The 20,046-nt window shown below is 45.6% G+C and carries 19 protein-coding genes; 10 read left to right on the forward strand and 9 right to left on the reverse strand.

Going from position 1 to position 20,046, the window contains the following annotated elements; translation table 11 throughout:
• The first annotated feature begins 57 nt into the window (after window positions 1-57).
• Window positions 58-1,137, forward strand: coding sequence for a tryptophan 2,3-dioxygenase family protein (locus JUB15_RS07490; RefSeq protein ID WP_207511841.1), 1,080 nt, complete (start codon window positions 58-60; stop codon window positions 1,135-1,137).
• Between the two features lie 68 nt (window positions 1,138-1,205).
• Here JUB15_RS07490 and JUB15_RS07495 read toward each other — a convergent pair whose 3' ends face one another.
• A complete protein-coding gene (locus JUB15_RS07495; protein ID WP_207511842.1) occupies window positions 1,206-2,378 on the reverse strand; it encodes an MFS transporter in 1,173 nt (390 codons plus the stop codon).
• A gap of 409 nt (window positions 2,379-2,787) precedes the next feature.
• Between JUB15_RS07495 and JUB15_RS07500 the strand changes: the two genes are divergently transcribed.
• From JUB15_RS07500 to JUB15_RS07525, 6 genes are all read left to right on the forward strand, one after another.
• Window positions 2,788-3,813 carry a rod shape-determining protein gene (locus tag JUB15_RS07500; protein ID WP_014223005.1) on the forward strand — a complete coding sequence of 342 codons (1,026 nt, stop codon included), beginning with the start codon at window positions 2,788-2,790 and terminating at the stop codon, window positions 3,811-3,813.
• A 78-nt stretch (window positions 3,814-3,891) separates the two neighbouring features.
• Window positions 3,892-4,749 carry a rod shape-determining protein MreC gene (mreC, locus tag JUB15_RS07505; RefSeq protein WP_207511843.1) on the forward strand — a complete coding sequence of 286 codons (858 nt, stop codon included), beginning with the start codon at window positions 3,892-3,894 and terminating at the stop codon, window positions 4,747-4,749.
• The gene (locus JUB15_RS07510; RefSeq protein ID WP_207511844.1) at window positions 4,746-5,279 is read left to right on the forward strand and encodes a rod shape-determining protein MreD; all 534 of its coding nucleotides are present in this window, start codon (window positions 4,746-4,748) and stop codon (window positions 5,277-5,279) included. Before mreC ends, JUB15_RS07510 begins: the two co-directional genes overlap by 4 nt.
• A 97-nt stretch (window positions 5,280-5,376) precedes the next feature.
• Window positions 5,377-7,395, forward strand: a complete 2,019-nt coding sequence (gene mrdA / locus JUB15_RS07515; RefSeq protein WP_207511845.1) for a penicillin-binding protein 2 — start codon at window positions 5,377-5,379, stop codon at window positions 7,393-7,395.
• Window positions 7,396-7,458: 63 nt separating this feature from the next.
• Window positions 7,459-8,796, forward strand: coding sequence for a rod shape-determining protein RodA (gene rodA / locus JUB15_RS07520; protein WP_207511846.1), 1,338 nt, complete (start codon window positions 7,459-7,461; stop codon window positions 8,794-8,796).
• Window positions 8,797-8,872: 76 nt separating this feature from the next.
• Window positions 8,873-9,610 carry an MBL fold metallo-hydrolase gene (locus JUB15_RS07525; RefSeq protein WP_207511847.1) on the forward strand — a complete coding sequence of 246 codons (738 nt, stop codon included), beginning with the start codon at window positions 8,873-8,875 and terminating at the stop codon, window positions 9,608-9,610.
• A gap of 132 nt (window positions 9,611-9,742) precedes the next feature.
• Here the strand turns inward: JUB15_RS07525 and JUB15_RS07530 are convergent, their stop codons facing one another.
• From JUB15_RS07530 to JUB15_RS07540, 3 genes are read right to left on the reverse strand one after another with little or no spacing between them, the layout of a single operon-like run.
• On the reverse strand, window positions 9,743-10,165 hold the full coding sequence (locus tag JUB15_RS07530; RefSeq protein ID WP_207511848.1) for a hypothetical protein: 423 nt from the start codon (window positions 10,163-10,165) through the stop codon (window positions 9,743-9,745).
• Window positions 10,166-10,168: 3 nt separating this feature from the next.
• Complete coding sequence (locus tag JUB15_RS07535; protein ID WP_207511849.1) at window positions 10,169-11,284, reverse strand: hypothetical protein; 1,116 nt, start codon at window positions 11,282-11,284, stop codon at window positions 10,169-10,171.
• A 36-nt stretch (window positions 11,285-11,320) separates the two neighbouring features.
• Entirely contained in the window at window positions 11,321-11,872 is a 552-nt protein-coding gene (locus JUB15_RS07540) for an RNA polymerase sigma factor (RefSeq protein WP_207511850.1), read from the reverse strand.
• Window positions 11,873-12,118: 246 nt separating this feature from the next.
• Here JUB15_RS07540 and JUB15_RS07545 point away from each other — a divergent pair, with 246 nt between their 5' ends.
• Together JUB15_RS07545 and JUB15_RS07550 are read left to right on the forward strand one after the other, a co-directional pair.
• Window positions 12,119-12,352, forward strand: a complete 234-nt coding sequence (locus JUB15_RS07545) for a hypothetical protein (RefSeq protein WP_207511851.1) — start codon at window positions 12,119-12,121, stop codon at window positions 12,350-12,352.
• Between the two features lie 49 nt (window positions 12,353-12,401).
• On the forward strand, window positions 12,402-12,968 hold the full coding sequence (locus JUB15_RS07550; RefSeq protein WP_207511852.1) for a hypothetical protein: 567 nt from the start codon (window positions 12,402-12,404) through the stop codon (window positions 12,966-12,968).
• 106 nt (window positions 12,969-13,074) lie between these two features.
• On the opposite strand, the gene JUB15_RS07555 is transcribed toward JUB15_RS07550, so the two are convergent.
• From JUB15_RS07555 to JUB15_RS07575, 5 genes are all read right to left on the reverse strand, one after another.
• Window positions 13,075-14,034 (reverse strand): transketolase family protein, encoded by a 960-nt coding sequence (locus JUB15_RS07555; protein ID WP_207511853.1) that lies wholly within the window; start codon window positions 14,032-14,034, stop codon window positions 13,075-13,077.
• Window positions 14,035-14,127: 93 nt separating this feature from the next.
• A complete protein-coding gene (gene galE / locus JUB15_RS07560) occupies window positions 14,128-15,183 on the reverse strand; it encodes a UDP-glucose 4-epimerase GalE (RefSeq protein ID WP_207511854.1) in 1,056 nt (351 codons plus the stop codon).
• 112 nt (window positions 15,184-15,295) lie between these two features.
• Window positions 15,296-16,162 carry a glucose-1-phosphate thymidylyltransferase RfbA gene (gene rfbA, locus JUB15_RS07565; protein ID WP_207511855.1) on the reverse strand — a complete coding sequence of 289 codons (867 nt, stop codon included), beginning with the start codon at window positions 16,160-16,162 and terminating at the stop codon, window positions 15,296-15,298.
• Between the two features lie 266 nt (window positions 16,163-16,428).
• Window positions 16,429-17,502: an inorganic phosphate transporter gene (locus JUB15_RS07570; protein WP_207511856.1), complete on the reverse strand. Its 1,074-nt coding sequence runs from the start codon at window positions 17,500-17,502 to the stop codon at window positions 16,429-16,431.
• 35 nt (window positions 17,503-17,537) lie between these two features.
• Window positions 17,538-18,167 carry a DUF47 domain-containing protein gene (locus JUB15_RS07575; RefSeq protein ID WP_240347787.1) on the reverse strand — a complete coding sequence of 210 codons (630 nt, stop codon included), beginning with the start codon at window positions 18,165-18,167 and terminating at the stop codon, window positions 17,538-17,540.
• Window positions 18,168-18,613: 446 nt separating this feature from the next.
• Between JUB15_RS07575 and JUB15_RS07580 the strand changes: the two genes are divergently transcribed.
• On the forward strand, window positions 18,614-19,834 hold the full coding sequence (locus tag JUB15_RS07580) for a putative porin (RefSeq protein ID WP_242696232.1): 1,221 nt from the start codon (window positions 18,614-18,616) through the stop codon (window positions 19,832-19,834).
• Window positions 19,835-20,046: the final 212 nt, after the last annotated feature.

The following is a 20,046-nucleotide window of genomic DNA, read 5'->3' on the forward strand; positions in this document are numbered from 1 at the left end:
AAGGTGTATTTAGCGTTCAGCGTTAAGCGTCAGTAGGAATGCCTAAAAATTGTTTTGATGCAAAAACAAGTACACTACAGTGATTATCTGCAATTAGAGAAAATACTCAATGCACAAACATTAGAAAGCGATCTGCTGCAGCAACATGCCCATGATGAAATGTTGTTCATTATCATTCATCAGGCATACGAACTGTGGTTTAAGCAATTGCTTTATGAAATTGACTCGGTGGCGGGCATCATGCAAAACCCCGTCAACGATAATTCGCCCGAACTGCAAACGGTGGTGCATCGGTTAAACCGCATGGTAACCATTTTGAAGGTAGCGGTGCATCAGATCGATATCATGGAAACCATGACGCCTATGGATTTCCTCGATTTCAGGGATATGTTGCGCCCGGCATCGGGTTTCCAGAGCTGGCAGTTCAAACTGGTTGAAGCAAAGCTGGGCCTGAAATACCAGCATCGCCATGGCCAGGAGTATTATATATCCCAGTTGCGGCAGGAACAGATCGATGTCATCCGTAAAGTGGAAAGCGAAAAGTCATTCATCGAACTGCTCAATGCCTGGCTTGAACGGATGCCTTTCTTTGAGGAAACAGATAACTGGCGGAATTTCAAAGCGGTTACAACCGTTCCGGCGTTGGAGGAGTGGGAAGGCGGCCGGTCACCTTTCTGGACCGATTACCGTAATATCTACTCTGGCGGACTTGCAGAAGCCGAGCAAACCAATGTGCAATACTTTGATCTGGTGTTTTCAGATGAATCCCACTCCCCCCAGGGCGGCCAGGGAGCGGCCGAGCGGCATCTATCGCCCCGGGCGAGCCGCGCAGCGCTGTTTATTATGTTATACCGGGGATATCCTATTCTGCAGTTGCCATTTCAGCTGCTGAATGCCTTGCTGGAAATAGACGAACAATTGAGTACCTGGCGATACCGGCACATGAACATGGTACATCGTATGATAGGCACCCGTATAGGCACCGGTGGCAGCACCGGCCGCGATTATCTGAAAGGAGCCCTTGACAAACATTATATTTTCGCTGAAATAGCCCGCCTGACCAGTTTCCTGATCGAAAGAAAAAAATTGCCGGTGCTTAGTCCGGAAATGGAAAAGCGACTGGGATTTGTGGGATAGAAGCGCGTTCCAGGTTACAGGTTACAAGTTTCAGGGATCCTTGTAACCTGTAACTTGAAACCTGTAACTCATTTCTCCCGAATCCTCCCCATAAATGATATAACAACAAGGGTTAAGAAGGCCGAAAAGAAGAACACGAACCCACTTCCAACAATACTCCATAAGGCCCCAGCCATAAAGCTGGCGAGCAGGCTGCTCACGCTTTCCATAGAAGTGTAAAACCCGATGGCGGTGGCGGTATTTTGATCATGGGCTATATTTGAGATCCATGCTTTGGCAATACCCTCAGTGGCGGCTGCATACAGGCCGTACAATACAAACAACATATACACCATGGGTGTGGAATCAATAAATGCAAACCCGCCATACACTAAGGCAAACAGGGCGATTCCGGCCAGGAATACTTTTTTCTTACCCAGTTTATCGGCCAGTATACCCATAGGGTAGGCGCTGGCAGCATACACTACGTTGTAGAGGATATAGGCAAAGATGGCGGTGTTGTCGTTTTTACTGATCTCTCTGGCTTTTAAGAGCAGGAAAACATCAGAGCTGTTGGCGATCGCAAACAGGGTAAGCGCAGCCACCAATCGCTTATATCCCTGCGTGGCTATTTTCCAGTAAGAGAAATAGGAAAAGAAATGGCCGGCGGCCATGGTGCTGACGGGCTGTTTCTTTTCGCGCAATAAAAAGATGAGTAAAACCGAGATCGATCCGGGAATAAAAGCCAGGTAAAAAATGTTCGTGTAACTGCCCGGATGATAATACAGCCAGGCAAGGGCAAAAGCAGGTCCCAGTACCGCGCCGAACGTATCAAGGCCACGATGAAAGCCAAAGATCCTGGCCTTGGTTTCGCGGGTTGCTTCTTTTGATAAAAGCGCATCGCGGGCTGCTGTACGTATGCCTTTGCCCAGGCGGTCGAGGGTGCGCGCGAAAAATATCCACAATTTGATGGAGCCGATAGTTATTGGCACAGCCATCATTGGCTTGGAGAGGGCGCTGAAGAAATAACCGGTTTTCACAAACGGCAGGCGCAGGCCTTTTTCATCGCTAAGTTTCCCGAAGTAACCTTTGCTGATGCCGGCAGTAAAGCCGGCCACACCTTCCAGCAATCCGATCCATACCACGCTGAAGCCGATCTGCTGCAAATACAGTGGTATCACGGGATACAGCATTTCACTGGCAATATCTGCGAAGCAGCTTACCAATGACAAAATCCACACGGTTCGGGTAATAATACGCATGGCGACAGCATGTAAATTATACGGCGGAAATAAGTAAGTTAGTAAAAAAGTGGTCGGTAACTTAAGGTGGTTTTCCGGGAAAATGATATGATCAACCAGTATGAAAAAGCAGGTTGTAAACTATTTAAAGTATAGCCAACAATTAACGTTTCGGTATAACGTTAGTTTCATAACTTTTCCCGCGTGTTTGTGCGGTACAACGAGGTACAAAAATGCAGGATAAGATATAATTCAGAATAGCAATACACAGCCTTCCGCGCCAGAACTGTAGCGGATAATAGTAGCAACGATAAGCGAATTTTGTACCAGAAAAAAAATACTTGATCCTGTAAAGGTTGTGCTTTGTTAATTCGAATTATTTGCTTCAATTTTGCATGCATTATATTCAATCCAAAATCTGACCTTCTAAATGGGCTTATTCAACTTTTTCACCCAGGAGATTGCCATCGATCTGGGCACTGCCAATACCCTAATCATACATAATGACGAAGTAGTGGTGAATGAACCGAGTATTGTTGCGCTGGACCGTAATAACCCCAAAACGGTTCTGGCGGTAGGGAAACGGGCTTTGATGATGCATGAAAAGACCCATGAGAGCATCCGCACGGTGCGCCCCCTGAAGGACGGAGTGATCGCCGATTTTAACGCGGCTGAATTAATGATCCGGGAAATGATCAAAATGATCTATCCCAAGAAGCCTTTGTTCCCCCCAAGCTGGCGGATGATGATCTGTATCCCTTCCAGCATTACAGAGGTTGAAAAAAGAGCGGTACGCGATAGTGCCGAGCAAGCCGGCGCCAAAGAGGTTTACCTGTTGCACGAGCCCATGGCAGCAGCCCTTGGTATTGGCATCGACGTAGAAGAGCCGGTTGGTAACATGATCATTGACATCGGTGGCGGTACAACGGGAATCACCGTGATCGCCCTGGCCGGGATCGTTTGTGATCAGAGTATCCGTATCGCCGGTGATGAATTTACCGCCGACATTATGGAAGCCCTGCGCCGCTATCATAGCTTGCTGATCGGTGAACGTACTGCCGAGCAGATAAAAATAAACATTGGTGCGGCCATGAAAGACCTGGATAACCCACCCGATGATATCCCTGTAAACGGTCGTGACCTGGTAACCGGTATCCCCAAGCAGATCATGGTTAGCTACCAGGAAATAGCCGAAGCGCTCGATAAAAGCATCTTTAAGATCGAAGAAGCGATCCTGAAAGCGCTTGAAATGACCCCGCCCGAGTTGGCTGCTGATATTTACAGGCGCGGTTTATACCTTACCGGCGGCGGAGCCCTGCTGCGCGGACTGGATAAACGCTTAAGCCAAAAAATCAAATTACCTGTGCACGTGGCTGACGATCCGTTAAAAAGTGTTGTACGCGGTACCGGCCTGGCACTGAAGAACTATGACCGCTATCCATTTGTAATGCGGTAGTTGGTTGTATTTTCTTTCTATATTGTAAAATCCTGTATAGATAACCAGACCGGATTTTGAATTCAAAATTTTCTGCAGGTGCGTAATATTTTTCTCTTCATCAGGAGGTACTTCAATTTTGTATTCTTCGTGGTGCTGCAGATTGCGGCCCTGTACATCCTTTTTCACTATAACAAGTTCCATGAAGCTGTTTTTTCAGGCGTAGCCAATGAATTAACGGGCAGCATAGGTGGCAGATATAACAACATTACCTATTACTTTCACCTGAAAAAGACCAACGACGCCCTCGCCAAGGAAAACGAGGAATTACGTAACAGGCTGCTTACCAACTTTGAACGCCCCGATACAACGCAAAAATTAGTACAGGACACCATCCCATATGATACGCTGGGGCATTATCGCAAATACCTGTACCGCAGCGCCCGGGTGGTTAACAACACCGTTAGCCTGCCCAATAACACCCTTACCATCAACAGGGGCGAAAAACAGGGCATTCATCGGAATATGGGGGTCATCAGCCCATCGGGGGTAGTAGGTGTAGTGATCAATACCAGCAGCAATTATGCCGTGGTAATGAGTCTGTTACATCGCCAGTCGAAAGTTTACGCCAGTCTTAAAAAAACCGGGGAGACCGGGCAGGTGTTTTGGGATGGAAACAGTCCGTTATATGTAACCCTCAAGAACATTCCTAAAAGCGCCCAGGTGGCAAAAGGCGATTCAGTGGTTACCAGTCAATATGCTTCTTACCGTTTTCCGCAGGGCATACTTGTTGGCACTGTAATGGATATAATTGACGATAAAACGAGCAGCTTTTATACATTACGGTTAAAACCGGCTACCAACTTCTTTAATGTGCAGTATGTAATGGTTGTTGAAAATCTGATGAAAGACGAGCAGGCCAAGCTGGAAGAAGAAACCAATAAAATAAACCAATGAGTGACCTGGTACGAAATATGATCCGGTATGTATTGTTTATTCTGGTACAGTATTATGTACTGTTCCAGATTCGACCCCTGCACGAGTTTGTAGTACCGTATATTTATTACCTGTATGTACTCTGGCTGCCCTTCAGCATGGGTAGAATGAGCCTGATGCTCGTAAGCTTTTTATTTGGCCTTACCTTGGATTATTTCACCCAAACGCCCGGTTTGCATGCTGCGGCCTGCACCCTCATCGCTTACCTGCGGGCCTTTGTCGTAAATATTCTTATACCCCAGGAAGGCGCCGAGCAGAACTATCGATCTCCATCCCCGGTAAGTATGGGATGGGCCCCTTATGCTGTATATGTGCTTGTGTTAACCCTGCTGCATCACACCTATCTCGTATTGCTTGAATGGCTGCAATTTGGATCATTCCTGTTCTTTTTAGGAAAAGTGCTGGCAACATCTGGCATCAGTTTGATGTTAATACTTATTACCGAACTGCTGTTCTTCCGGAAAGAGAAATTCCGGACGAATACAGCCTAGGCCTGCCGCCCCGCGGCGCAAAAAAGATTTAACTTCGTCTACAATAAATTATTCATTTTTTCTTTGGTAATTAGTGCTGTAATGTACTTTAAGTCCTATGTCTGTATTTAATCAGTCAAGAAGTAATATAATTCGCCTGATATTCCTTGGACTCTTCCTCGTTATTATAGTTCAGTTATTCAACCTTCAGGTCATTCAGGGCAAGTACAAACAACTGGCTATGGATAACGCGGTGTTTGCCAAGGTAAAATATCCTGACCGCGGAATCATTTATGACCGTAAGAACCGGCCCATATTAAATAATACCATCATGTATGACCTGGTGGTAGTACCCAACGAGGCGCGGAAAACGGATACATTCGGTTTATGTGAAATACTCGGTATCGACACTGCGGAATTCAAAAAACGTATTCTGGAGGCACGTATAAAGAACGGGCCTTATCGGCCTTCCATATTCGAAGACCTGTTAGAACCGCAATTACAGGCCCGCCTGGATGAGAACATCTGGAAGTTCCCGGGTTTCGCCCTGGTGGAACGTCCGGTACGGATCTATCCTTACAATTCGGCAGCCCATATTATGGGCTATATTGGCGAGGCTGATTCCAACATCATCAAACGCTCGGGGGGCTTTTACCATATGGGCGACTATGTTGGCCGTAACGGTCTGGAGGCTTATTATGAAAGAGTGCTGATGGGCCAGCGCGGGGTGGAGTTCCTGTTGAAAGACAACAAGAACCGCCTGGTGGGTAATTACGAAAAAGGCCGCTTCGATACCCCTGCTGTTCGTGGCCGTAACCTGCATACTTATATTGATATTGAACTGCAGGAGCTGGCTGAAAAACTGATCAGTGGTAAAGTAGGCTCCGTGGTAGCGCTCGACCCCAAGACCGGGGGCATTCTTGCCATGGCTTCAGGCCCCAATTTCGATCCCAACTCGTTAACGGGTCCCGATAAGCAAAAGAACTATACCAAAATGGTGCTGGATGTTTCGGCGCCGTTATTGAACCGGGCCATTAAAGGACAGTATCCGCCGGGTTCAACCTATAAACCAATAGGTGCATTGATCGCATTGGATGAAGGGGTGATCACACCGGCAAGCGGTATCGGGTGTACAGGTGCTTACTACGGCTGTGCCCGTAAAGTGGGTTGTCTTGAACATTGGTCGGGCCACTCGTCGAACCTGCGCTTATCAATAGCCCATTCATGTAACTCTTTCTTTTCCGATATTTTCAGGAAAACAGTAGATAACCCCGCATACCACAGTGCCCGCACGGGATTAGTAAAGTGGACACAATATATGCATGCGTTTGGTATGGGGCATAAAATTGGTATCGACCTGCCCAGTGAGGATGGCGGTAACGTGCCCGATACAACCCAATACGATAAAGAATATCGTCGCTCCTGGAACTCCTGTACGATGGTCACCCTGGGTATTGGCCAGGATAAGTTAACCGTTACTCCCTTGCAGATGGCAAACGCCATGGCTATAGTTGCCAACAGAGGGTATTACTATATTCCGCATTTTGTCAAGAATATCGAAAACGAAACAGAGAAGGATACGGTGCTGAGAAAATACCGGCAAAAGCATGAGGTCTTAACGCATATTCCCGACGATGTTTATGACATTGTGCAACAGGGTATGCAGGACGTGGTTGACCATGGTACCGCCCGTGTGGCCAAGATACCGGGTATTAATATTTGCGCAAAAACAGGTACCGCCGAAAACAAACGGGGGCTCGACGGCAAAGTGATCCAGTTGAAAGATAACTCTATGTTCGTGTGCTTTGCACCCCGCGAAGATCCCAAGATCTGCGTGGCAGTGGTAGTAGAGAACGCAGGGTATGGTGCTACCTGGGCAGCACCAATTGCGTCACTGATAATGGAGAAATACCTTACCGATTCCATAAGAACGGAACGGATGGCAGAAGTGAAACGGATCTCAGAGGCCAACGTTATGCCTGACTATCTGCCACGGGTACAATTTATAACAGATTCTACCAGGGCGTGGAAATGGTTTAACCTTACCAAGGACAGCGCTTATATCAGGAAGTATTTACCTACTCATAATGGGGTAAAAAGAACGGCTCCGTTACCTGCTGCTTCCGTTTTGAAATAGGTAAGAACAGAAGATCAATTAGAATTTATATGCAAAACGATCAACGACCGATAAAAGTAATCCATGAACAACCAGCGTAATCCTACCATCTCAAAAGGGGTTGATACAACCCTGATCTGGCTGTATTTGCTCCTGGTTGCGATCGGGTTGCTGAGTATATTCTCTGTAACTTATCGCGAAGGAGATGACGTGCTGCGCAGTTTTCTGAACTTCAAAACAGATTATAGCAAGCAGTTGATCTTTTTTGCAGCATCCTTATTACTTGGTTTATTTATTCTGCTCACCGATAGTAAATTCTTTACGGCCACGGCCAATATCTGGTATGCGTTCGGTATACTGCTATTGCTGCTGGTATTTCCTTTTCATACCAATGTAAAGGGTACAGAATCCATCATCAAGTTAGGCGGTTTCAATTTGCAACCAGCCGAACTGATGAAGTTGTTTGTGTGCCTGGCGCTGGCGAAATACCTGTCGCGGGTAGAAACGGATTTTACCAAAACCAGCTCGCACCTTATGGCGGCTGGCATTCTCATGCTGCCGGCATTGATCACCGTTGCACAGAAAGAAACCGGGTTGGCCCTGGTGTTCCTGGCTTTCTTCCTGGTGATGTTCCGCGAAGGGTTACCTGCCGGGTACCTGATCGTTGGTTTTTCACTGGCCGTATTGGTGGTAGCCACTTTGTTGTTAGATAAGAACGTGCTGGCCGTTATATTAACTGCCATCGCTATTCTTACCATTTATTTTGGCTGGAGGTTCACCAGGCAGCGCCGTGAACTGGTGATCATCGTTGCGGTGGTATGGGCATGCTGCGTAGGCGTACAGCGGTTTGCCGTGCCCTTTATATTTACAAAAGTGTTGCAGAAGCACCAGGTTGAACGCGTCTTCTCGCTGATAGGCCGCGAGAACCCGTACGCCAAACTGAATACCGTAGAAGGCGATGAGCCGGTGACTGTGAAAAAAGATACCGACTATAACGTACGGCAAAGCAAGATCGCTATTGGTAGTGGCGGCTTTGCCGGACGTGGTTTTTTGAAGGGGACACAAACCCGCTTTGATTTTGTTCCAGAGCAGCGTACCGATTTTATTTTTTGTACCATCGGCGAAGGCTTTGGCTTTATAGGCTGCGTGGCCGTGCTGGGTATCTATATCTTTTTACTGCTGCGGATAGTGAATATTGCGGAAAGGCAACGAAGTGTGTTCAGCAGGTGTTATGCATATGGCGTAGCCTCTGTTTTCTTTTTCCATATTGCTATCAACATTTGTATGACCATTGGTCTGGCCCCGGTGATCGGTATTCCGTTGCCGTTCATAAGTTATGGCGGTACCTCGCTGATCTCATTCTCTACGATGCTGTTCATTCTGGTCCGGCTGGATGCAGACAGGCAAATGGTGTTAAGATAATTGGCTAATGTGCTAATCAGCTAATGTGCTAATTGAAATGGAAGCGAGCCATATATGTTTTTAAACAAGCAAGAACATGAAAGTTATTCCCCTGAGTGAAGGCACGTTCACGATAGATAAAACGAAACAATTTGTTCCTTTCGATACAGGTACCGATGATCTGCAGCAACGGCCGGTGGGCAGCCTGCTGGTAGAAATTCAACCCTTTGTTGTTGTTACTTCAGAAGATGTTCTGTTGCTCGATACCGGACTGGGATTTACCAATGAACATGGCCGCTTACAATTACACCAGAATTTAATGGATAATGGCATCAATCCCGGTGAGATCACCAAAGTATTGATGACGCATTTGCATAAAGATCATGCCGGCGGAGTGGCTATAGGATCAGGCCCAGAACGAACGCTCAGCTTTCCACAGGCCCGGTATTACATCCAGAAAAAAGAAATGGAGTACGTGTATGAGAAAGGATTTCCCTCTTATATACCCGAAGAACTGGATTGCTTAAAGAATGCCCCACAGGTAGAATGGCTCGATGGCAACGGGGTCATTGACGGGTACATTAAATATGAGGTCACGGGAGCGCACAGTAAATTTCACCAGGTGTACTGGATCGTTGACGGCGGTGAAACCGTTTTCTTTGGCGGCGATGATGCGCCACAGTTACAACAAATGCGCAGCCGCTTTATTGCCAAATATGATTATGATGGCAAGAAATGTATGGAGCTTCGGCAGGAATGGTGGGAGAAAGGCGAGCAGGAAAAATGGAAGTTCCTGTTCTATCATGATGTACAAAATCCTACGTGGGAGTTTTAAATAAATAAGCAATAAGCAAGTGGCAAAGGCGCTTTGCTTAATGCCCATTGTCTATTGCCAATTAAAAAAAAGAGGCCTGCCCTGGAAAGAGCCGGCCATTGCTAACCTATGAAAAACACCTAGTTTAATGCCTTAGGGCCTTAAAGCTTTCCGGTTCTCGATGCGTTGCATCCGGCGTTCCATCAGCTCCTTTTGCAACACAGTTCCGAATTCTTTTTCGGCCTTGAAAAATGTATTTACTTTTTCAGAAGACAGGGCCTTATTGAATTCCCCATTGTACTTCTTACGAATATTCAAGAGTTTTTCTTCAGTAGGAATTTCTGCTTCCTTGTTCGCACGAGCATCTATTCTTGTTTTCCTGATCTCGTTCATATACTCGTTATAGATGGGCCAGAACCGTTGCGCCTCATCCGTGCTCAGGTTTAATTTTTTAGTGAGATACGCGATCTTCAACGCCTCGATTCGGCTCCCGTTGCCTCTCTCTTTTTCATCCTGTGCAAAGGATGAAAAAGATGCGCCTATCACTATACCTATTATGAGTAAAAATTTTTTCATGGTTTAGTTCGTTTGAATGTCTTTTACAGTGCTGTATTTTTCGAGATACTGCTGCAGGTCTTCGTCTGTTACATCGGCCAGCATGTCTTTCATATCACTCGCATCAATTTCATCTGCAGCGGTTGTAGCCGCTATTACTGTTTCTGACGGAGCAGGGGTTTGGTTCTCGAGGTACTTCTCCAGCATTTCATCGCTGATATTATCGAGTTGGGCAGCCACAGCGGGGGCTGCTTTATCTGTTGTTTTATTACCATTGCCCAGGTACAACCAACCTGCAGTAATGATCAAACCAGCCATTACTGCGGCTGCGGCATACCGTAATACACGGCGGGTAAAGCGCATGGAAACAACTTTGGCTGGCTGCTGTGCTTTAACCGCTTTTAATACCTGGCCAGGCAATTGTTCAAAATAACCTGCCGGTGCTTCATATACCTGTATTCTGTTTAAGCCTTTCATCAGGGGCGACAGGTTCTCCAATTCGCCGTTCACAAATTCAATGGCCTGTGCACCTGCTACTGCATTTTCTCCCAGCTCGTCGAAATAACCGGCCGGGGTGCTGAAAGGCATTTGTTTACCTATCTGACTCAACAGGGGCGATAATACTTCCAGTTCATCGCTTGCGTTATCAGCATCGGTTGTTTCAACGGGAAGAGCTGCTTCCCTTACGCGCTGCAGCATAGTGCTTGCAAACCCTTCAAAATATCCTTGCGGAACCTGGTAGGGATTGCTGTTAGCCTGTTGTAAAGCGGGTGAAAGAGCTGCTGCTTCTTCTTTTACCAGCTGCAACATAGTGTTTGCAAACCCTGCAAAATATCCTTGCGGAACCCGGTAGGGATTGCTGTTAGCCTGTTGTAAAGCGGGTGAAAGAGCTGTTTCTTCTTCTTTTACCAGCTGCAGCATAGTGTTTGCAAACCCTTCAAAATATCCTTGCGGAACCTGGTAAGGATTGGTTGTTTGTGGCAAAACAGGGGTACTGGCAGCCTTGGCCAGTTGCAAAAGCCTGTCAGCCAGCCCTTCAAAATACCCGGCAGGCACAACGTAGGGCGCCTGGGGGGTAATGTCAGCAACAGCCGGACTGATCTCCCTCAATTCTTTCAATATGATGTTCCTGTTTTCCATTTTGCACCAACTGAGACTTAATTTGTTAATTAAAGTTTAATGATTCAGGATGTAATCCTCAATTTTTTTGACCGCATGGTGATAAGAGGCTTTCAGCGCTCCTTCAGAAGTTTCCAGCACCTGGCTCATTTCTTCGTAGGGCATTTCGTCATAGTACCGCAGGGTAAACACAACGCGCTGCTTTTCAGGCAATTGTTGAATAGCCAATTGCAGTTTCCACTCGAGTTTATTCGGATCAAAATGTTTATCGGCCTTGATCTTGTTTTCGAGTCCGCTTTCCACATCACCGAGCGAAACGGAGCTCTTTTTTTTCTGTTGTTCCAGGTACGTGAGGCATTCGTTGGTAGCGATGCGGTACAGCCAGGTGTATAACTGGGAGTCTTCGCGGAAGTTTTCCAGTCCGTTCCAGACCCTTATAAAAACATTCTGTAATACATCGTTCGCATCTTCGTGTTCCACTACCATACGGCGGATATGCCAGTATAGTCTTTCCTGGTATTTTCGGATAATAGCCGTATAGGCCTTTTCTTTAGTGGCCGGATCGCGAAATTGCGTCAGCAATTCGCTGTCTTGCATGGTCACCGCCATAGGTTAGCTTTTTCTGTGAATAAATATTGGAACCCGTTCAACGGTTATAGTTTAAACTTCCAACAAATATATTAGTGATCACGTATAAATCACTGTTTTATGCGATACATTAAAACAGAATTATGTATGTGGCAGAAAACTGCAAAAAGGGCGTTAAAGCGCCCCGGCTATTTGAAATACGGCCCTTAATTACTAGCATTGCAATGAAGAATTTATAGCTGGCTGTACCTGAAACATCCAAACCTTATGAGTGAGAAAAAAAACAGTAGTTTTTCCCTGTTGAGGATCCTGATCCTGGGGCTTGCAGGCGCCTCGGTAATTCTTTTCGTGCTTACCGCCACACTATGTTCATTGTTTGGCTATTCGTTATGGAGCTGGATAAATGTACTGCGTTTTATCATAGGGGGAGGTATTGCTTTTGTAGCATGCATCTACTTTTTCCTCGTCAAAAGCATGATCAGCTCCGGCTTTAAAAAATAACCGGTATTCCGTATTCGTCGCCCAATTTCCCATCCTGAAAATTTTTATAATGGAAACCCCTCGATCTGTACAAACTGTGTTTGATAATAACACTTCTTTGAACAAGGAAGCGGAAGCTGCTTACCAGCAATTTGTAAATCAGATCCTGAGTAAAGGAGGCGGCTTACAGAGCGAAAGTGAGCATGGAAAGATCTTTTCTTTTGAAACCTATTTAAAAGAAAAAGGGGTGGCTGCCGACCGTATTCAGGGCTATTGTAATCATATTAAAACGTCTGACTTTGTGCAGAGATCCAATAAACGGGTGAATATTTATGTAAATAATATCCGTGTTCTCCTCATGTTCTTTTTGATCTCCTGGGTGCCGGGTATATTGCTGTACCTGCTTGTGGCTGCGTTTCTTTCCACTTTTGCTATTTCAATCTGGGGTTATAAACCGGTACTCTGTTTTGCTTTAACCGGTCCGGTACTGGCAGCCATCGTGCTGGTCCCTCAATATATCAGGGGAAAGAAAGGAATAAAAGCAAACACAAACAGGCCACAATATGTGATCAAATATTTTGATAATGACGAATTGAGTTTCATCAAATCGAAGAGCAGGTTGTTTGTGGAACGCTGAACGCGAAAGGCGAAAGGGTGTATTTTGGAAAATGCAAGGTAACATAAAAAAACAATGGTGAATGATGAACCATATTCACCATTCACCATTGACCATTCACAACAGACTAGCCTTTTCTGGCAATTACTTTATGTGCTGCTTCTACGATGTTCTGTGTATCGAGACCATATTTTTTCAGCAACTGGGTAGGCGTGCCGCTTTCACCAAACGTATCATTGGTGCCAATGTACTCAATGGGAATGGGGAAGCTTTTGGCAGCTGTTTGTGCAATGGCATCGCCTAATCCGCCGATGATATTATGTTCTTCCACAGTAACCGCACAGCGCGTCTTACGGATGGATCTCAGGATCGCTTCGGTATCGAGTGGTTTAATAGTGTGAATGTTCACCACTTCAACGCTCAGCCCTTTATCTTCCAGGATGCGACCGGCTTCAATCGCCTTCCATACCATGTGGCCGCAGGCGAAAATAGAAACGTCTTTTCCTTCGCTGAAGAACTGGGCTTTACCTATTTCAAATTTTTGATCGGCTGCTGTGAAAATAGGCCAGGACGGGCGGCCAAAACGCAGGTAAACGGGACCTACATATTCTGCTACGGCAATGGTAGCTGCTTTGGTTTGGTTGTAATCGCATGGTACGATCACTGTCATTCCGGGCAGCATTTTCATTAAGCCAATATCTTCCAGTATCTGGTGGGTAGCACCATCTTCACCCAGGGTTAAACCGGCGTGGGAAGCACAGATCTTCACATTTTTGCCAGAGTAGGCAATTGACTGACGGATCTGGTCATATACGCGGCCGGTAGAGAAGTTGGCAAAGGTGGTCGTGTAAGGAATTTTTCCTCCAATCGTTAAACCGGCTGCAATACCCATCATATTGGCCTCGGCAATACCTACCTGAACGTAACGCTCGGGAAACTCCTTCATGAACTGGTTCAGTTTCATAGAACCAGCCAGGTCGGCTGTTAGGGCTACTACATTCGGATTCTTACGGGCTGCTTCCACAATACCATCGCCAAAACCACTGCGGGTATCTTTTTGTCCGGTTACCTGTATTTCTTTCAGCATGTTAAAAATTTGGTGGTGCAAAGTAAGGTAAAAAAACGCAAATGGCTCAATGAATCACACCATCGTTCATTGAGCCTGTATTCACCAGCCTTATCAATTCAGATCAGCCGGTTTGCTTTGGTAAAAATTGGCATCTGCTTTCAGTCGCTGTTCCCATTTCCAGGCGGTGGTCATCATATCTTCCAGCGAATATTTGCAGTCCCACCCCAGGGCCTGGCGGGCATGGTCATTATTGGCATAGATGGCAATAACATCACCGGGGCGGCGCGGGCCTATGACATAGTTGAGTTTTACATTGCTCACTTTTTCAAAAGCCTTGATGGCTTCCAGCACCGATACACCATTGCCGCTACCGAGGTTAAACACTTCGCAGCGTTGGGTGCTTTTTCCTTCCTGCAGATATTTGATGGCAAGCGTATGGGCATGGGCAATATCGCTTACGTGGATATAATCGCGAATGCAGGAGCCGTCGCGTGTGGGATAATCATTGCCATGCACCTGCATTACCGGTATTTTGCCAATGGCTGTTTGCGTAATCACAGGTACCAGGTTGGCCGGTTTGCCTATAGGCAGCTCACCGATCAGGATGGACGGATGGGCGCCTACCGGATTAAAATAGCGCAACAGGATACATTTGGTTGGATTGGCTTTCGAAAATTCATTGATGATCTGTTCGCCCATTTGTTTGGTATACCCATATGGCGATTCCGCCGGTTTCGGCGGTGTGGCTTCTGTTACAGGTATTTTATCGGGATTGCCATACACTGTACAGGAGGAAGAGAAAACAAAATGCGGAATATTGAATTCTGCCACACATTTCAACAGGTTGATCAGTGAAAACATGTTGTTCTCAAAATACATCAATGGCTGTTCAACCGATTCGCCTACTGCTTTATAAGCTGCAAAATGGATAATACCTGTGATGTCGGTATTTTCCTGAAAGATCGCATAGGTATCATCAAAATCGCATAGATCTACCTTATAGTTCTTTACTTTTTTACCGGTAATTTTTTCAATACCTTCTAAAATGCGAGGAGTTGACCGGGAATTATCATCTACTGAAACAACTTCAAAGCCATTTTCTATCAGGTCAACTATGGTATGGGATCCAATATAACCACATCCGCCTGTAACCAGAATTTTGCTCATTGTATCGTTTTATTTTAGATCGTGAACGTGTAAAAATCAATTGGCAATTGGCAATGGGCAATTAATTTTTTGTCTATTGATTGTTGACTGCCTGTTGTCTATTGCCTGTTGTTTATTGGTCTTTCAGCACATTCATAAGATATTGTCCGTATCCGCTTTTCAACAGGGGTTGAGCTATGGTGATCAGCTGTTCTTTTGTAATAAAGCCTTTCCGGTAAGCGATCTCTTCTATACAAGCTATTTTTATGCCTTGCCGTTGTTCAATTACCTGTACGAATTGAGAGGCCTGCATCAGGGAATCGAAAGTGCCCGTATCTAACCAGGCGGTACCCCGGTCGAGAATGGAAACTTTTAATTTTCCCCTGCGAAGATATTCTTTATTTACGTCTGTAATTTCATATTCGCCGCGGGGGCTGGGTTTCAGGTCCCGGGCAATGGCTACCACGTCATTATCATAAAAATACAGTCCGGGCACAGCATAACTGCTCTTTGGATCGGCGGGTTTCTCTTCTATGGAAATAACCTTGTTGTTCTTGTCAAATTCAACTACACCATATCGTTCGGGATCGCTGACATGATAAGCATATACTATACCACCATCCGGATCATTGTTTTTGGAAAGTTGTTCGCCCAGGCCTACGCCATAGAAGATATTATCACCAAGCACAAGCGCCACACTGTCATTTCCAATGAAATCGGCGCCAATTACGAATGCCTGGGCCAGGCCATTGGGAACCGCCTGCTCGGCATAGGTAAAGCGTAAACCAAGTTGTGAACCGTCGTTCAATAATCTTTTAAACTGGGGAAGATCATGGGGAGTGGAAATAATGAGAATATCCCGGATGCCGGCAAGCATTAATGTAGACAGCGGATAATAGATCATGGGTTTGTCATAGATAGGCATGATCTGTTTACTGATAGCGTAAGTTATTGGGTGCAATCGAGTTCCGGAACCTCCGGCTAATATGATCCCTTTCATGTCATCAATTATTTACTAAGTTTATATGGGTGCGTTAAATCATGCCAAAGTAATAAGAAACGGTTGGAATATCAAAACCAATGTAGAAAGCAGGGGCTTGAACCGGATGTTTTCGTATGGCAATCCTGTTCAGTTGGCAACAGGGAAAACAGGAGGTAAGAAGTACGAGGAACGACGGCAGCGGAAGAGGAATGTTGATATATGAAGCAGGAAGTATGAATTCGGGTTGTTTCTATTTCATACTTCCTGCTTCGTATTTCGGTATATTAATGCGCAGCAGGATTGATGAATTTCAGAACAAAATAAACCAGGGCGGCAAATAAGCCACTAACCGGAATGGTAAGGATCCATGCCCACAGCAGGTTGATGGAGATGCCCCAGCGCACTGCAGATAAGCGTTTGGTCATACCCACACCCATAATGGAACCTGCAATCGTGTGCGTTGTACTTACCGGAATACCCAGTCCCTGTGAAACGCCATATAAGGTTACAGCGCCGGCTGTTTCTGCGGCTACGCCTTCAAGCGGAGTTACCTTGGTGATCTTGGTACCCATGGTCTTTACGATACGCCAGCCACCCATCATGGTACCAAGGGCAATACAAACATAGCAGGTGATGGGGATCCATTGCGGCACATGTCCATAACTGGTTTTGCCGTTCGCATCTACTTTTTCTATTATCAGTGCCCAGTCAGGTATTGGTACACCATTTTTTACACACCAGGCGCCAAATACGACCATGGATGCGGTGATAATACCGATCACTTTTTGCGAATCGCTACCCCCGTGCCCGAGGCTGAAGGCGGCAGAGGATACCAACTGCAACCGCCGGAACCATTTATCTGCATGATAAGGATTGGCCTTCCGGCAGAGGTTCACGATGAGCACCGTGATCAAAAATGCGATGAACATACCAATAAAGGGCGCCAGGACAATAAATTTGACGGTATCAAAAATTACTTTCTGGTTAATAACATCGAAGCTGCCGGCGTGTGCCACCGCAGCGCCTGCAAAACCACCAATGAGGGTATGCGATGAGCTGGAAGGAATGCCAAACCACCAGGTAAGCAGGTTCCAGGCGATAGCGGCTATGAGGCCCGCAAAGATCACATATAAATTAATGGAGTCGCTGTGTACGGTTTTGGCAACGGTGTTGGCTACTTTAAGATCGAAGATCCAGAAGGCTGCAAAATTGAAAACGGCTGCCCATACAACCGCCTGAAAAGGGGTGAGCACTTTGGTGGAAACAACGGTAGCTATGGAGTTGGCAGCGTCATGAAAACCATTGATCAAATCGAAAGCCAGTCCGAGTATGATGATAATAACTATTAATGTAAACATTGCAGCGCGGTTAGGTAATAAACAGGTCCTGTCAGTTACGCGTATTTAATAATGATAGATTCGATCACATTACCGGCATCTTCGCATTTATCGGTTACTATTTCCATTACCTGATAAATTTCCCGCTTTTTGATAACCTCTTTGGCATCGGGTTCGGTTTCGAACAACCGGTCAATGCTTAGATCGAAAATATCATCTGCCTGGTTCTCAATGCTGTTTACTTTTACCAGGGCATCGGTAATCTGGCGCATATCGCGCATATCGCGCAGCTGCAGTACGGCATTTTTAATTTGCTCGCAACCCTGATCAATGAGATCGGCCATTTTTTGAATGCCCTGATCGTTGGGATTTACTTTGTAGAAATTGATCTTTTTGGCAGAAGCGAAAATATAGTCTGCAATATCATCCAGGGCGCTGGCCAGGTAGTGAATGTCTTCACGGTCGAAGGGTGTAATGAAATTTCTGCCGAGCTCAGTAAAGATCTTATGGGTGTAATCGTCATTTACATGCTCCAGGTCCTCAATTTGGGCAATCAAAGCAGCCCTTTTGTCGAAGTCCGGTTCTGTAACTACTTCCTTCATCACCTTACCCATTTTAGCCACAGTTTGGGCAACCTGTTCAAATAAGGAGTAGAATATCCTATCCTTCGGCATGAAAATCTTCATTATTGAGTTTAAGCCCATTTACCTAAAAATTTGTCGCAAAAATAGAACTAATACTATAGGATAAAAAAAAGGGCGCCTCGGTAATAATTACTTAACACAAAGATAATATTGGGCGCGAAATGCTGCTCGAATTGTTTAATGGGTTGATTACCAAATGCTAAATAATCAATTGATTCCCTAATGACTATGGCCGCTGATGTAAGTGCGCTTTATTTCTGCTTTTCTTAATAAAAATATTATACCAGTATTTGCTGATTTACCGTATGCCGGTGGCCCTGGTTTTGAAGAAATAATCATAATATAATAATTGCTTAATATTGCCTCCCCAAAAAACCGGTATAATGTCTCTTCCACGTTTAAAGTTGTTTTCTGGTTTACGTAAGCTTTTCATTCTGCTTTTTTTCCTTGGAAGTTCGTGTGTGTTGCAAGCTCAGTTCTTAACCCAAATGATCGACACCACTACCAATGTGGGGAGAGGTATTTTACAGATGTATAAGAAATTCGATAGAATATATTTTACGGGTTATCTGCAACCCCAGTTCCAGGTTGCGCAACAAAAAGGCGCCGACAGCTGGAATGGGGGCGACTTTGCGCCGAAAGCCAACAGCCGGTTCATGCTTCGGCGCGGCCGCGTGCGGTTGGATTATGTGCGAATGAATAGTAATGAAGAGATCTCACTCTATTTTGCGTTCCAGTTTGATGGTACGGAACGAGGCGTGGTTATCCGTGATTTCTGGGGGCGTGTATTTGAAAACAAGTGGCATGTGCTTAATCTTACTACCGGGATGTTTGCCCGGCCCTTTGGTTACGAAGTGAACCTGAGCTCCGGCGACCGCGAAACGCCCGAACGTGGCCGGATGTCACAGATATTAATGAGAAATGAACGCGACCTGGGTGCCATGATCTCCTTTGAGCCCCGCCGCAAGGATCATCCGTTGCGCAACCTGAAAGTAGACGCGGGCGTTTTCAATGGCCAGGGTTTAACGGCCACCAGTGAATATGATTCTTACAAAGATTTTATCGCCCGCGCCGCCTGGCGGCCTTACCCGCTAAGCAAAGATTTCTTTATCTCTGGCGGTCTTTCTTATTTAAATGGTGGACTGTTTCAAAATACAAAATATACGTATGAAATAGCCAATGGCCACAATGGTAAACACTTTCTTGTAGATTCATCTGATGACAACCTTGGCCGCAAAGCTCCCCGCCAGTATTATGGGGCCGATATGCAGTTAAAGTGGAAACCTAAAGACGGACTTGCTACCGAACTGCGGCTTGAGTACTGGAGGGGTACCCAGACTGCTTCCGCCGGTACCAGTGAAACACCTACTGCTTTGTTGGATGAGCCTTATTATGTTCGTCAATTCGATGGCGCGTTTATTTATTTCCTGCAGAATTTTACCAAACAACACCAGGTTGGTATTAAATACGATTGGTACGATCCGAACATTGAAGTGAAAGGCCGGGAAATTGGTGAGAGCGGCAATAATTTGAATGCAACCGATATTAAATATTCTACCGTAACTGTCGGCTACAATTATATAGTGAATGAAAATGTACGCCTGATGTTATGGTATGACTTTATCACCAATGAATCCACTTCCTTAGCCGGTTATACGGGCGATAAAAAGGATAATATTTTTACGGCCAGGCTTCAATTCAAGTTTTAAGAGCCACTTAACCAGTCTCTTACAACCACATTGCCATCATTATTGTGCCAGTTTTTTTAAAGTTGGTTGAATTTCAGCGAATTAATATTCGCGTAACGTTGCCGAAACATTCGCGTAACGTTTGCTTAACATTAAGGCCTTCAGAAGGCCCCTGATGCGGGTCAGTTAATAATTCCTTAACACAGGAGTAACATAGCGATAACACCTCCTGG

The sequence above is a fragment of the Longitalea luteola genome (assembly GCF_017356035.1).
Classification (GTDB): Bacteria; Bacteroidota; Bacteroidia; order Chitinophagales; family Chitinophagaceae; genus Niastella; species Niastella luteola.

Excerpts from the sequence above, each read along its gene's own strand:
- rodA (WP_207511846.1), top strand. The coding sequence starts at position 7,459 with ATGAACAACCAGCGTAATCCTACCATCTCAAAAGGGGTTGATACAACC.
- JUB15_RS07510 (WP_207511844.1), top strand. The coding sequence starts at position 4,746 with ATGAGTGACCTGGTACGAAATATGATCCGGTATGTATTGTTTATTCTG.
- JUB15_RS07550 (WP_207511852.1), top strand. The coding sequence starts at position 12,402 with ATGGAAACCCCTCGATCTGTACAAACTGTGTTTGATAATAACACTTCT.
- JUB15_RS07495 (WP_207511842.1), bottom strand. The coding sequence starts at position 2,378 with ATGCGTATTATTACCCGAACCGTGTGGATTTTGTCATTGGTAAGCTGC.
- mrdA (WP_207511845.1), top strand. The coding sequence starts at position 5,377 with ATGTCTGTATTTAATCAGTCAAGAAGTAATATAATTCGCCTGATATTC.
- JUB15_RS07540 (WP_207511850.1), bottom strand. The coding sequence starts at position 11,872 with ATGGCGGTGACCATGCAAGACAGCGAATTGCTGACGCAATTTCGCGAT.
- JUB15_RS07530 (WP_207511848.1), bottom strand. The coding sequence starts at position 10,165 with ATGAAAAAATTTTTACTCATAATAGGTATAGTGATAGGCGCATCTTTT.
- JUB15_RS07580 (WP_242696232.1), top strand. The coding sequence starts at position 18,614 with ATGATCGACACCACTACCAATGTGGGGAGAGGTATTTTACAGATGTAT.
- JUB15_RS07575 (WP_240347787.1), bottom strand. The coding sequence starts at position 18,167 with ATGAAGATTTTCATGCCGAAGGATAGGATATTCTACTCCTTATTTGAA.
- JUB15_RS07500 (WP_014223005.1), top strand. The coding sequence starts at position 2,788 with ATGGGCTTATTCAACTTTTTCACCCAGGAGATTGCCATCGATCTGGGC.
- JUB15_RS07545 (WP_207511851.1), top strand. The coding sequence starts at position 12,119 with ATGAGTGAGAAAAAAAACAGTAGTTTTTCCCTGTTGAGGATCCTGATC.
- JUB15_RS07555 (WP_207511853.1), bottom strand. The coding sequence starts at position 14,034 with ATGCTGAAAGAAATACAGGTAACCGGACAAAAAGATACCCGCAGTGGT.
- JUB15_RS07525 (WP_207511847.1), top strand. The coding sequence starts at position 8,873 with ATGAAAGTTATTCCCCTGAGTGAAGGCACGTTCACGATAGATAAAACG.
- galE (WP_207511854.1), bottom strand. The coding sequence starts at position 15,183 with ATGAGCAAAATTCTGGTTACAGGCGGATGTGGTTATATTGGATCCCAT.
- JUB15_RS07535 (WP_207511849.1), bottom strand. The coding sequence starts at position 11,284 with ATGGAAAACAGGAACATCATATTGAAAGAATTGAGGGAGATCAGTCCG.
- JUB15_RS07490 (WP_207511841.1), top strand. The coding sequence starts at position 58 with ATGCAAAAACAAGTACACTACAGTGATTATCTGCAATTAGAGAAAATA.
- rfbA (WP_207511855.1), bottom strand. The coding sequence starts at position 16,162 with ATGAAAGGGATCATATTAGCCGGAGGTTCCGGAACTCGATTGCACCCA.
- JUB15_RS07570 (WP_207511856.1), bottom strand. The coding sequence starts at position 17,502 with ATGTTTACATTAATAGTTATTATCATCATACTCGGACTGGCTTTCGAT.